The 12,331-nt window shown below is 74.0% G+C and carries 10 protein-coding genes; 6 read left to right on the plus strand and 4 right to left on the minus strand.

The features are described from left to right. Positions 1 to 633 precede the first annotated feature (633 nt). The 3 genes from ADY01_RS24560 (at position 634) to ADY01_RS24570 (ending at position 5,019) form a co-directional block, all read left to right on the plus strand. Positions 634 to 3,363 carry a hypothetical protein gene (locus tag ADY01_RS24560; RefSeq protein WP_107081813.1) on the plus strand — a complete coding sequence of 910 codons (2,730 nt, stop codon included), beginning with the start codon at positions 634 to 636 and terminating at the stop codon, positions 3,361 to 3,363. Positions 3,364 to 3,452: 89 nt separating this feature from the next. Continuing rightward, on the plus strand, positions 3,453 to 4,325 hold the full coding sequence (locus tag ADY01_RS24565) for an ABC transporter ATP-binding protein (protein WP_049577821.1): 873 nt from the start codon (positions 3,453 to 3,455) through the stop codon (positions 4,323 to 4,325). A 43-nt stretch (positions 4,326 to 4,368) separates the two neighbouring features. Then, positions 4,369 to 5,019: a hypothetical protein gene (locus ADY01_RS24570; RefSeq protein ID WP_049577825.1), complete on the plus strand. Its 651-nt coding sequence runs from the start codon at positions 4,369 to 4,371 to the stop codon at positions 5,017 to 5,019. A gap of 32 nt (positions 5,020 to 5,051) precedes the next feature. On the opposite strand, the gene cpt is transcribed toward ADY01_RS24570, so the two are convergent. Together cpt and ADY01_RS24580 are read right to left on the minus strand one after the other, a co-directional pair. Next, positions 5,052 to 5,585: a chloramphenicol phosphotransferase CPT gene (cpt, locus tag ADY01_RS24575; protein ID WP_159001385.1), complete on the minus strand. Its 534-nt coding sequence runs from the start codon at positions 5,583 to 5,585 to the stop codon at positions 5,052 to 5,054. After that, positions 5,582 to 7,357, minus strand: coding sequence for a hypothetical protein (locus ADY01_RS24580; RefSeq protein ID WP_159001387.1), 1,776 nt, complete (start codon positions 7,355 to 7,357; stop codon positions 5,582 to 5,584). Before ADY01_RS24580 ends, cpt begins: the two co-directional genes overlap by 4 nt. A gap of 163 nt (positions 7,358 to 7,520) precedes the next feature. On the opposite strand from ADY01_RS24580, the gene ADY01_RS24585 reads away from it, so the two are divergent. Next, positions 7,521 to 8,417 (plus strand): aldo/keto reductase, encoded by an 897-nt coding sequence (locus ADY01_RS24585; protein ID WP_049577831.1) that lies wholly within the window; start codon positions 7,521 to 7,523, stop codon positions 8,415 to 8,417. Here ADY01_RS24585 and ADY01_RS24590 read toward each other — a convergent pair. Both ADY01_RS24590 and map read right to left on the minus strand, forming a co-directional pair. After that, complete coding sequence (locus tag ADY01_RS24590) at positions 8,414 to 10,018, minus strand: hypothetical protein (protein ID WP_049577834.1); 1,605 nt, start codon at positions 10,016 to 10,018, stop codon at positions 8,414 to 8,416. The genes ADY01_RS24585 and ADY01_RS24590 overlap by 4 nt on opposite strands. 83 nt (positions 10,019 to 10,101) lie before the next feature. Continuing rightward, positions 10,102 to 10,869, minus strand: coding sequence for a type I methionyl aminopeptidase (gene map, locus ADY01_RS24595; RefSeq protein ID WP_049577836.1), 768 nt, complete (start codon positions 10,867 to 10,869; stop codon positions 10,102 to 10,104). 72 nt (positions 10,870 to 10,941) lie between these two features. On the opposite strand from map, the gene ADY01_RS24600 reads away from it, so the two are divergent. Together ADY01_RS24600 and ADY01_RS24605 are read left to right on the plus strand one after the other, a co-directional pair. After that, positions 10,942 to 11,220, plus strand: coding sequence for a helix-turn-helix domain-containing protein (locus ADY01_RS24600; RefSeq protein ID WP_049577839.1), 279 nt, complete (start codon positions 10,942 to 10,944; stop codon positions 11,218 to 11,220). Between the two features lie 211 nt (positions 11,221 to 11,431). Beyond that, positions 11,432 to 12,331, plus strand: a 900-nt coding sequence (locus ADY01_RS24605; RefSeq protein ID WP_053171169.1) for a PP2C family protein-serine/threonine phosphatase, incomplete at its 3' end; no start/stop codon positions are given.

Below are 12,331 nucleotides of genomic sequence, written 5' to 3' on the forward strand. Positions count from 1 at the left end.
GGGGAGGGCGGGGTGGGGGGTCGGACAAAAGAAGCAGGGCCGCCATTGGCCCATGCCTGGGAGACACCGCTCAATGACATAACCCGACTATCCCGTCGAGCTAGACGAGTGAGGTGCCGCAGACCATACCCGACGCCATCAGAGTGAGTCGAACAAGGCCGTCCGCCGAGACGTTCGACCGCGTTCACCGCCTTAAGGTATTGGGGCAGACATTCGAAGGTCGTCCGCCCTTTCTGTTCGACTGATTCGGAGATGGTGACGCGGATGTGAAGGCCGCGCCGCAGGCCGCCGAACACGCGTTGAAAATACGCCCGTTACGCCACCGCCACATCCGTATTCGCGTCGCGACGCACCGACTACGGGGCGTCGCGCGAGGCGTCGCAGGGTCGGCGACTCCCTCGGAGGCGTGGGGCGAACGGCGCCCGGGATATCGCGCCGATGGCGGCCCGGGCGCCGTGCCGACGCGGAATCGGAGCCTCCGGGTCCACTCCGAATGTGTGCGATCCACGACTGCGGTGGTCGCTCGTGAGGGTGATCGTGACGGTGGGGAGGAATGGGATGCCGAGGCGGTTGTGAAGGATGGGAGAGGGGTGTGAAAGCTCAATCCGGTGGACGACAGGGAATCGGGGGCCCGTGGAACCCGTCTTCGCGCATGCCGATCGGCTCTTCGCGCTGCTGGGAAGGCTCGTACGCCGCCCGCGACGGGGCGAGTTGCCGAGTGAGGTGCCGGACCGCGACGGGATTCCCGTTCTCTGGCTGATCGGCGACGACCAGGACGGACTCGCCGAGCAGGTCGGGCGGGCCCTGAGCGCGGCCCGGCCCCGGCACGTTCCGCACGAGTTCGTCGCCATGGACGAGATATGGGGTCACGTCCTCGCCGAGCGGGCCGACCTGACGCCCGACTGGCAGCGCGCCGAGCTGTGCAGGCGGGTGCTCGCCCCCCTCGCCAAGGAGCTCGCCCCCGCCCGCCACGGGCGCGACCAGCCCGTGCGCTTCCGGCGGTTCGGCCTCGTCAACTGGCTGCTGGAGATGACGTACACGGCCGAGGAGCCGAACTCCCGGCACGCCCAGGACATGCTGCGCCGCCTGAGGGACCGGGAGATCCAGCGCAGGCCGCTGCTCGGGTTCACGCGCAGCCCCAGCACCGAGGTGTCCCTCCAGGGGCAGGTGCCCTGGTGGGCGTATCTGCTCGGGCTGCATGTGCTGCCGCTGGTCTGGTTCCGGGCCTGGCGCGTGCTCGGCAGCGAGTACCGGTGGCTGGTGCGCCAGCCGTATATGGCGCCCGCCGACCCGGGGACCTTCGACGGCTTCGCGCTGCGGCTCACCCAGCCGAGGTGGGGGCGGGAGGACCCCGCGCAGGTCGGCAAGCTGATGATCAACGCATTCCTGGAGGACCTGCGCAGGGCCTACCGCCGCCGCCCGTGGCGCCGCCGCGCCCACCGGCGCACGGCCTACTGCGTGGCGTTCCTCAAGGGCGTGAGCAACGACAACAACGGCCGGGAGCTGGTGCGTTCGTTCGTCGAGGTACGCAACGAGACCGGGGCCTTCGATCCGCTGCTCCTCGTGACCAGCTGCGGTGCGGACGAGCACGAGCACCCGCGGGTGCGGAGCCTCACCGACGAACTGGACCCCTACGAGGCGTGGTGCGAGCACCTGCGGAGCGCCGGGCGCAGCCGTGGCGCGGGGTTCTGGAATCTGCCGGTGGAGGTGCGGGCCCCGCTGCCGGACGGGGACCCCGGGCTCGACGCGCAGAGCGAGCGCACCTCCGCCGCCGGACGCCTCACCGTGGACCGGCCCCCGGCGTGGGCGGGCCGCCTCGTCACCACGGGGGCCACCGCCCTCGCCCTCGCGCTGCTCGTCGGGGGCCTCGGCTGCGCGATCGACGCCGAGCGGGACTGGCGGCGCCGGCACTGCGGGCTGAGCCGCTCGCACCCCGACGCGGGGACGCTGGAGCGGCAGCCGACCGGGGAGTGCGTCGGCGTCGCCCCGCACGGGTACGCCTTCGGCTCCGACGACCGGCGGCTGAAGGAGACCCTCGACGCGATCGCCCGGCAGAACGAGGAGGCCGACCGGACCCACCGGGAGACGCCGGGACGGCCCGTCATCACCCTCGTCCACGTGTCCGCCATGCTCAGCAGCCCCGCCGTGGACGCCTCGGGCGCGCTGGCGTACGCGCGGGAGCAGTTGCAGGGCGCGGCGAGCGCGCAGCGGCGGCAGCTCGACCGGAGCGGGGAGAACGACCCCGTGCTGCGGATCTTCCCGGCCAGCGCCGGTTCCGGCATGCGCTTCGGGGATGTCGTCGCGCGCACGATCGAGAGGATGATGCGCACCGATCCGACGATCGTCGGCGTCACCGGCCTCGACGAGAGCCGCACGGACACCATCACGACGATCATCGAACTCACCCGCGTCGGGCTCCCGATGGTCGCCACGACCCCGTCCGCCGACACCCTCGACGACCACTCCCCCCTCTACTACCAGGTCTCCCCGCAGAACCGGCGCGAGGGCGCGGTCGCCGCCGCGTACGCCGCCCACCTCGCCGCCGGGGGCGATCCCCCGGAGCGGACGGTGCGGGTCCTGTACTCCGCCGATCCGGAGGACGAGTACAGCCGGACGCTGCGGGAGGGCGCCGTCGAGGCGTTCAGGGGCGCGGGCTTCGAGGTCGAGACGCGCAGCTACGCGCCCTCGCCCGCGCCGGACGGGCTGTCCGGCCACCCGGGCGCGCGGACCGTCGGAGAAGGCACCTGCGGCTACCGGGGACTGGTCTTCTTCGCCGGGCGCTCGGAGGACTTCCAGGCGGTCCTGAGCGGCGCCAACGACGCCTGCGGCTCGGACCCGCCCGCCTTCCTCGCCGGGGACGACGTGGCCCGGCTCGGCGCCGACGAGTCCCGGCGCAGCGCCTTCCCCCGGATCCCGTACGAGTTCATGGACTTCACCCCCGGCTCCGCCTCCTGCGACGAGCGGAGCGACCTCTACAGCACGATGGCGGAGCTGTTCCCCGAGGAGTGCGCGCAGGCCGAGAACACCTCGCTCGACGGGCACGCCGCCCTCGCCTTCGACGCGGTGAACCTCTACCTCAAGGCGGTGGGCCGCCTCCTGGACTCGGCGCCGCAACTGCCGCTCACCGCCGCCGCCGTGTGGCAGGCGCTCAGCCGCATCCACGGCGACGCCGCGCTCGACGGGGCGAGCGGCCTCATCGACTTCGGCGGCGACGTGGGCCGGCAGACCCCGCTCGACAAGCTCATCTCCGTCCAGCGCGTGCACGGCGCCGAGCGGCCGGAGCAGGTGGGCTTCTGCGGGCGCCTGGGCGGCCGGGAGGAGAGCGCGTGGTGCCCGGCCCCCGAGGCGGGAGGGGCGCGGTGAGGAGGGGGGCCAGGAGGGAACTCGGGCCGCCGGTCACGCGTTTACTGCTGCCGGCCCCCTTGCGACCCGGCAGGCAGGTGAGGACGTTCGTGCGGTTGGAATCGATCAGCCTCCGCTACGCACGCCGAGGCGCGCGCGTTCTGGACGACGTGACGATCGACCTGCGCCCCGGGACGGTCACCGCGGTGGTCGGCGGGAACGGGTCGGGGAAGTCGAGCCTGCTCAAGGTGGCCGCCGGCCTGCTCAGGCCGACCTCCGGCACCGTCACGGGCCGCCCGGGCCGGATCGGGTACGTCCCCGAGCGCCTCCCGGCGGCCATGAGGCTCTCCACGCGCGCCTACCTCCTGCACATGGGGCGCGTTCAGGGGATCGGGACCGCGAGGGCGGCGCGCCGCGGCCGCGAACTGCTGGACCGGCTGGGCGTCGAGGGCGACATCGACGCACCGGTCGCCACCCTGTCCAAGGGAAACGCCCAGAAGGTCGCCCTGGCCCAGGCCCTGCTCGCCGACCCCGGGATGCTGGTGCTCGACGAGCCGTGGTCGGGTCTGGACGCCCGCAGCCACCGGATCCTCGCGGACTGCCTGGGCGACCGGCGCGCCGCGGGCGCCGTCGTCCTGCTCACCGAGCACCGCCCCGGCGCCGTCGCCGCGAGCGCGGACGTCGTCCTCCGCCTGAGCCGGGGGCGCCTGACGGAGGAACGCGTCGAGGAGACCTGGCCCCCGGGCTTCGCCATCACGCTCGGCCGCACGCCGGCCATGACCGCGGACGCGCGCCGGGCGGGGGAGGCGCTGCGCGCCCTGCCCGGCGTCCGGGCGGTGCGCGCGGAGGGGGAGCGCCTGCGGCTGGAGGTCGCCGCCGACCGGTCGGACGCGGTCCTCGCCGAGGCCCTGCGAGGCGGCCACACCGTGGTCGAGGTCCGCCCGCTCCCGGCGGAGCCGGCCGGCGAGGACGGCCGCCGATGACCACGGGCACCTTCTCAGGGCCCGCAGGAAGGAGGGTCCACCAGTGACCGCCGTCGCCCGCTACGCCCTGGCCGACTACCTGCGGTCCCAGCGGTTCGTGGCCCCGCTGGTCGTCCTCCTCGGCTTCCTGGCGGTTCTCCACGCCTTCCCCGGCTCGGTCGTGTCCGGGTACGGCGCCTCCGCCGCCGCGTTGGTGCCGATCGGGGTGTGGCTGACCCTCGGCCTCCACAACGCCGAGGACCCGCTCCAGACGGAGGTCACGATCGCCAACGCGGGTGGCCGCCGGCGCGTGGTGATCGGCAAGACGTGCGCCGCCCTGGCCGCCGTCCTCGCCCTGGCCGCCGTCGCCCTGGTCTGGCCGCTGGTCTCCGCCGGCCGGCCCTACCCCCCGGCCGACCTGGCCGCCGGTCTTCTCGCCCACCTGACCTGCGGCGTCACCGGCGTCGCCCTCGGCACCTGCTGCGCCCGCCCCCTCATCCGGCGCCAGGGCCACGCCTTCGCCACGGCCCTGCTGCTCAGCCTGGTCGCCCTCGTCAGCCGCCCGCTCTCGCCCGCCAACCGGACGATCCGGCTGATGAGCGCGGCACCACCGCGCCCCTCGGCCGCGGAACTCCTGCTCCTCGCGGCCTGGGCCCTGGTCCTGCTGGCGGTGCTGGCGCCCCTGTCCTCCTGGGCCGGGCAACGCCGCCGATGACCCGGCGCCGAGCGGATCGCCCGCCGAGACCGTCAGCGCACATGGGCGGCGATGGCTCGGGCGCAGGCCAGGGCCTCGGTGCGCGTCGTGTCCACCTCCACGTCATAGACCAGGCCCTCGTGCACCACCTCCGCCTGCGACACGGCCATGCCCACGACCCGGTCCCCGCGCGCGACCTCGCGGCCCGCGGCGACCGCGCTCTGGCACCGGACGCCGACCCACAGCACGGTCAGTCCGCCGAGTGTCCTCCGCAACCGCCGCTGGGACGCCGCTCCGCCGAGGAAGACCTCGTCGACGATGACCCGCGCGCCCGCGCGGGCCATCGCGGCGACCCCCTCCCGCCACGCCGCTTCCAGCCTCGCGAAGTCCGGCCCGACACTCACCCCGCCGTCCCCGGCGAACGCGATGCCCGCGTCCGATGCCCGCAGGGACACGGGCATCGCCTGGATCAGCGTGTCCACCCCGACGGCCAGCCACGGATCCGGTAGCACCGCCTGAAGACACCGGACGATCCCGGACTTCCCCGAGCTCGATCCGCCGTTCAGCACGATCATCTGCGTTGTCATCGCGCCACGGTAGAGGCACTCCCCGCCGGGCCGGAAACGGATTCCGGGGCCTGGGCCTGGGCCTGGTCGTAGTAGACCTCGACTTCGGCGACGGAGGTGAACGTGCGCGTGCCGCCCGGGGTGCCGATGACGCGCACGCCGTCGCCCTCCACCGCCGGGAACGTCAGGGTGAACGTGCGGTTCGGGCCCGCCGTCGCGTCGTACGGGTACGCCGGGCTGACGCTCACCGCGCCCGCGTCCGTCCACCGCCCGTCGCGCCGCACCTGCACCCGCAGGTCGGCGGCGAACCAGCCGCCGTCGCCGAACATCGCGCCCGTGGTGTAGACGACCCGGTCCATCCGGTAGGTCTCGGGCCAGGTGTAGCCCCACCAACTCGCCGGTTTCCGCTCGTCGTTCCAGTCGTCCTGGCTCCGCGTCAGGTCACCGTCGCCGTACACGGGCGGGCCGCCGAAGTGGAGGGCGCGCTCCACGCCGACCGTTCCCGGCTCACGGGCGAGGTTGCGCGCCGGGTCGGGCCCGTTCTCCGGCACCGAGGGCGTGCGCGGCTCCACCTCCATCCGGCGCAGCGAGAAGGTGTACGCCCAGTGCTCGCCGGGCGGGAAGCCGCCGCCGCAGGGGCACACGTTGGACTGGACCCACATCGAACGGCCGTCCTGGCTGATGTACTTGGACGGGATGGTGACGGCGTAGCCGCCGTGCTTGGCCGGGGTCCACGGATAGCCGCCGAAGTCCTTCGAGTCGAACCGCTGCCAGGGGCCCCAGGGCGTCGGGGACTCGTAGAACTCGAAGGTGTACTCCGTCCACGAGGTGTAGATGTACCGGTCCAGCGGCGCGTTGTAGACGATGCCGCCCTGGCCGAGGACCGTGGTGTTCTCCACCCGGTTGTCGGTGAAGACGTCCTGGTAGATGTGCCGGTCGTCGTGGAGGACCGGGGCGCGCTCGGCGATGTCGGACGACCAGGTGGGCGCGCCGGAGCCGTCCGTTCCGCTGACGAACTCCCAGGCGCCGCGGTCCATCACGGAGTCCTGGGGGACCCGGCCCAGATAGAGGTCGACGGGGTCGGGCACCCGGTCGTTGAAGGAGTCCCGCCAGTTGTGGTCGAGGCCGTACGCGTAGACGTAGTCGTCGGGCGCGTGGGCGTAGTCCCGGCCGTAGTCGAGGAACATGACGGTGGTGAAGACGCCCTCGCCGAACATCGGCGCGGACCGGTCCCAGGTCCAGGTCTCGCCCTTGTCGGTCGACCTGGCGATGGTGGCGGCGGGCGCGTCGTTGAAGTCGAACGCCAGGTCCTGGACGGCGAGATAGAGGTCACCGTCCACGCAGGCCATGCCCGTGGGCTTGCGGCTGTGCTCCGGCGTCCAGACCTGGCCGACATCGGTGGACAACTGGTGTCCGGTCAGGTTCCCCGGCATGCCGGAGATCCGCGCCACGCCGATGTCGCTGTAGTCGCCGCCGAAGCCGACGCCGTCCCCGTACGCGGTGTAGACGTTGTCGTCGTCGGACCAGCAGTTGGGCCACAGGTCGCCGTGGTTGACGTTGTCGCCGACGGCGGGCGCGCCGACCGTCGCCGCGGGGTCGATCCCGACGGTGGAGAAGAAGGTGCTGTCGGGCGGAGGGGCGGACGTCGGGTCCGACGTGGGCGCGGATGTCGCGGGCGGCGCGCCGTCCGCGGCGCGCGCGACCGGTTCCTGTCCGGCCGCGAGCGCCGACGTGGTCAGGCCCGCGCACAGGCTCAGGCACACGGCGAAGCGGATCCCGGTACCTCTGGGCATCAACTGGCTCCCCGGGGGTGAGGGGTGAGGGGTGGGGTCGAGGAATCGATTTCATGGGAACGTAGGTGCGTGGCCTGCTCACGTCAACACCACCCACGTGAACGGCGCGAAATCGATTCCATCCCGTGCGGCGGCCCGCGGGCCCCGCTGGCACACTTCCGGCATGAATCCCGAGACGATCACGGCGGACGCGGCCGGCACCTGGACGCTGGGCGACCTCTCCGTTCGCCGCATGGGCTTCGGCGCCATGCGGCTGACCTCCCGCGCCGACGGCGGGCCGAGCGACCGTGACCGGGCGATCGCGGTGCTGCGCGCGGCCGTCGAGCTCGGCGTCAACCACATCGACACGGCGGCGTTCTACTTCTCCTCGCTGCGTTCGGCCAACGAGCTCGTCAACAGCGCCCTGGCCCCCTACCCCGAGGACCTGGTCATCGCCTCCAAGGTCTGGCCGGGACGCGACACGGCGGGGACGTGGTGGTGGGCCTCTCCGGAGCAACTGCGCGGCCAGGTCGAGGAGAACCTGCGCCAGCTCGGCCGCGACCACCTCGACCTGGTCAACCTGCGCCTTCCCCGAAGCGCCGTGACCGAGTCGGTCGCCGACCACTTCGGCGCCCTGGCCGAGCTGCGCGACGCCGGGCTCGTCCGCCACCTGGGCCTGTCCAACGCCGGTTCGCGCCACCTCGCCGAGGCGCGGGCCATCGCGCCCGTGGTCTGCGTGCAGAACCCGTACGGCGTCGGCGCCCCGGCGAAGGAGACCGCGTTCATGCGCGCCTGCGGCGAACAGGGCGTCGCCTTCGTGCCGTTCTTCGCCATCGCGGGAGCCGGGCGCGAGGCGGGCGCCCCGGCCGCCGAGGCGGAGGAGGTGCTGGCGGTCGCCCGCGCGCACGGGGCGAGCCCCGCGCAGGTGCGGCTGGCCTGGACGCTCCAGCTGGGGCCGCACCTGCTGGCCATCCCCGGCACCGGCGACCCCGCCCACCTCGCGGAGAACGTGGCCGCCGCGGCGCTGCGCCTCACCGACGAGGAGATGGCCCGCCTGGCGTCACCGGGCTGGACGGGCTAGACGGGCAGGGGAGTGGCACCCCACGCGGGGGACCAGCGGAACGTCAGCGTCTCGTCCCCGGCCCGCCACCGCGTGGGCGCCGTGGTGGTCAGCCAGTCGAGCGGCTCGACCCCGCCCTGCGTCCCGCCGTCCAGGGCCAGTTGGACGCCCGCCGCCAGGTCCGCGTCCGCGCGGCGCGTTCTGGCGGCGGGGTCGACCGAGACGAACAGGGCGGTGCCGGAGCGCGCCACCAGGTCGAGGAACCGGCGGTCGAGCTCCCAGTCCGTGGCCGGGGTGCAGGGCACGCAGTCCGCGTCCACCGCGTAGAGGCGGTTGTGGTGCGGGAGCCGGAACGCCAGCGTGTTGACGCCCATGCGGCGCGTCCTCTCCCACTCCCGCCCCGAGGTGTCGTCGCCGGTGCGCTGGATGTGGACCAGCCCGGCGGCCAGGTGCCCCACCGTGTTGCAGCCGATGATCAACGCGTCGCCCGCCGCCTCGGCCACCGTCCGGTAGAGGGCGACCAGGATCTCGGCGCTGGTCCTGCTCCGGTCGGCCAACGACCAGCCGGGCTCCGCCAGTTCGGGTGGGCCGCCCGGGTGGGCGAAGCGGCCGAAGACGTCGTAGGTGCTGAAGTCGTGCTTGATCAGCTCGTAGCCCCACGCCCGGAAGCGGGCGAGGTCGGCGGCGACCGCGTCCAGCGCCACGGGCAGCGAGGGGTCGAGCGGGAAGCCGGAGTCCCGCGCCACGCCGGGGCGGGGACCGGCGCTCTCCACGCGGCTCAGCAGTGGCCTGAACCACAGCCCGGGGCGCGCGCCGGTCCCGGCCACGGCCGCGGCCATGCCCGCCATGTCGTCGAAGACCCCGGGCAGTCCCCGGTCCCACGGCCCGCCGGGCGCGGTGCCGCCGCCCTCCGTCCAGCCGTCGTCGATGACGCAGAACGGCCTGACCCGGTGCCCGCCGGCGTACTCGACCACCGTGCGCGCGTCCCGCAGCACCGCCTCGGGGCCGAAGCCGCGGCCGTAGGCGTAGTACCAGTTGTTGGAGCCGACCACCGGCTCCGGCGGGAGCAGCGGCTCGGGGCACAGCGCCGCGCACAGCTCGCCCAGCGCGGCGAAGGGCCGTTCGCCGGTGTCGAGGCCGATCACGGTGGCGGCCTCGACGACCCGGTCACCCGGCAGCAGGGGCAGCCCGCCGCTGCGCAGGTCGAGCCAGAGGCTCACGCACTCCTCGTCCACCGTCCACGAGCACATCGCGCCCGCGCCGGTCGCCACGCCCATGCCGGTGGTGCGCCCGGCCGCCCGGTCGCAGGCCAGGAAGTACCAGGGCAGGACTCGTTCGGGCTGGAGATGGCGCCACTGGAGGTCGCCGTAGGACCGCTCCCAGGCGTCGCCGAGGACGAGCGCCGCCGGGGCGGCGCCGCCGCGCCAGGTCAGCACCGCCCGGGCGATCCCGGCCGGGCCGGCGCCCGCCCTGATCACCAGTCCCCGCGGGCCGGACTCCGCCGAGACCCAGGCGCCGCCCGCCTCGAAGCGCCCGGCGGGGAGCGCGTCGGCGCGCCGGGGCGCGCCGTCCTCCGTCATCAGATGGACCTGGTCGGGCGGCGGCGGAACGGTGACCGGCATCTTCTGGCGCTTTCCTCGGGGCGTGCGCTGGGCGGCCGGTCACCCTATCAGCGCACGTCGGGACGGTCCCCCATCTCCGTTCCTCAGAGGGCGGTGAGGATGCGGGGGCCCTCCTCGGTGATGGCGATGGTGTGCTCGAAGTGGGTCGCCCGGCTGCCGTCCGCCGTGCGCATGGTCCATCCGTCGCCGTCCATGGTGTACGCGTCGCTGCCGCCGCCCATCAGCATCGGCTCGATGGCGAGCGCCAGCCCGTGGCGCAGCGGGAAACCGCGGCCCGGACGGCCCCGGTTGGGCACATGCGGGTCCTCGTGCATGCGGCGGCCGATGCCGTGGCCGCCGAAGTCGCCGGGAACGCCGTACCCCCCGGCCGTCGCCACCCGCTCGATCGCGTGCGAGATGTCGCCGATGCGGTGGCCCACGGTGGCCGCCGCGATCCCGGCGTCCAGGGCGCGCCGCGTCGCCTCGATCAGCTCCAGGTCCTCGGCGCGGGGCGTGCCGACGACGAAGCTGGTGGCCGCGTCGCCGGTCCAGCCGTCGAGCTCCGCGCCGCAGTCGATGCTGACCAGGTCGCCGTCGCGCAGCCGGTAGCCCGTGGGGATGCCGTGCTGCACCGCGTCGTTGACCGAGGCGCAGATCATCGCCGGGAACGGCGTCGGGGCGAACGACGGCCGGTACCCGAGGAACGGGGAACGCGCCCCCGCCTTCGCGATGACCGTCCGCGCCACCTCGTCGAGGTCGAGCAGCGACACCCCGACCCGCGCCTCCTCGCGCACCGCGGCGAGCGCCTGCGCCACCACCCGCCCCGCCTCGCGCATGGCGTCCAGCGCCGCGTCCGTCTTGATCTCCACCATCGTGTGCGCCTCCCTGAGAACACCGGTGGGCCCCCTGGACCCAATTCTTATACCGGTATTAGTATCACGTCCATGGTGAGGACTCCTCTGACCCCGTGGGAACGAGAGCGCGGGGAGCGGTTCGGCGCACTGCTGCGCCGGGCGCGCGGCGACCGCAGCATGGTGGAGGTCGCCGCGGCGGCCGGGGTCTCGGCGGAGACGCTCCGCAAGATCGAGACGGGCCGCGCCCCCACCCCGTCGTTCTTCACGGTGTCGGCCCTGGCCGTGGCGCTCGACGTCTCCCTGGACACCCTCGCCTCGGCCTGCGCCGACGGCGTGGGCGAGGGCGAGGACCGGGCGCTCACGGCCTGACCTCGCCGGCCCCGCCGCGCCCGCGCGGGGCCATTCCGGTGTTCCTTCCCCGGCGACCTATTCCCGCGCCCGGGGAAGCGCGGACCCGCGCCTAGGCTGGCGCAGCGCATCGCCTGGTGCGCCGTTCGCCTCGCGTCCGGGTGCGGGCCGGTGGCCGGATCCAGGCCGGGCCACGGCGGACGTCGTCCGCGCCGTGTCAGGGGGCCCCTCCGTGTCCGAGCTGTCATCCGAAGTCGCCGGGATGCTCGCCTCGCTGCTGCGCGTCAGCCACACCGTCGGCATGGCGGCGATCCCGTCCCTGGTCGCCGAGCACGCGAACCGGGTGGGCCTGGCCGACGCGCGGATCCATGTCGCGGACATCCAGGAGCGCGTGCTGAGGGAGCTGACCAGCCGCGGCCCCGACGCGGCGGAAGGCGGCGCCGAGGTGCCCATCGAGGCGACGCTGCCCGGCCGCGCCTACCAGCTGACCCAGGCGCTCACCGGCAGCCAGGACGGCAGGCCGCGGATCTGGCTGCCCATCCTGGACGGCACCGAACGCCTGGGCGTGCTCTCCGCCGAGCCCTCCCGCGACCCCGCCCCCTGCCAGGAGGCGATGGACGCCCTGACCTCGCTGGTGGGCCTGTTGCTGGTGAGCAAGCGGGGCGCCAGCGACTCCTACAGCCGTCTCACCCGCAGGCGGCCCATGTCCGTCTCGGCGGAGATGCAGTGGACGCTGATGCCCCAGAAGACCTTCACCAACGGGCAGGTGATGATCAGCGCCGTCATGGAACCCGCCTACGCCACCGCGGGCGACGCCTTCGACTACGCCCAGTCCGACCGCGTCATCCACCTCGCCGTCTTCGACTCCATGGGCCACGACACGGCCGCCGGACTGGCCGCCGCCCTCGCCGTCGGGACCAGCCGCAGTCACCGCCGTGCCAGCGCCGGTCTCCTCGACGCCTGCGAGAGCATCGACGCCACGCTCGCCGAGCAGTTCTCCGGCACCCGCTATGTCACCGGCCTGGTGGCCGACCTCGACCAGGACACCGGCCATCTGACCTGGGTGAACCGCGGCCACCCGCCGCCCGTGCTGATCCGCGGCGGCCAGCGCAGCGCCCGGACCCTTTGCTGC

It is taken from the genome of Streptomyces sp. SBT349, from assembly GCF_001083795.1.
Lineage (GTDB): Bacteria > Actinomycetota > Actinomycetes > Streptomycetales > Streptomycetaceae > Streptomyces.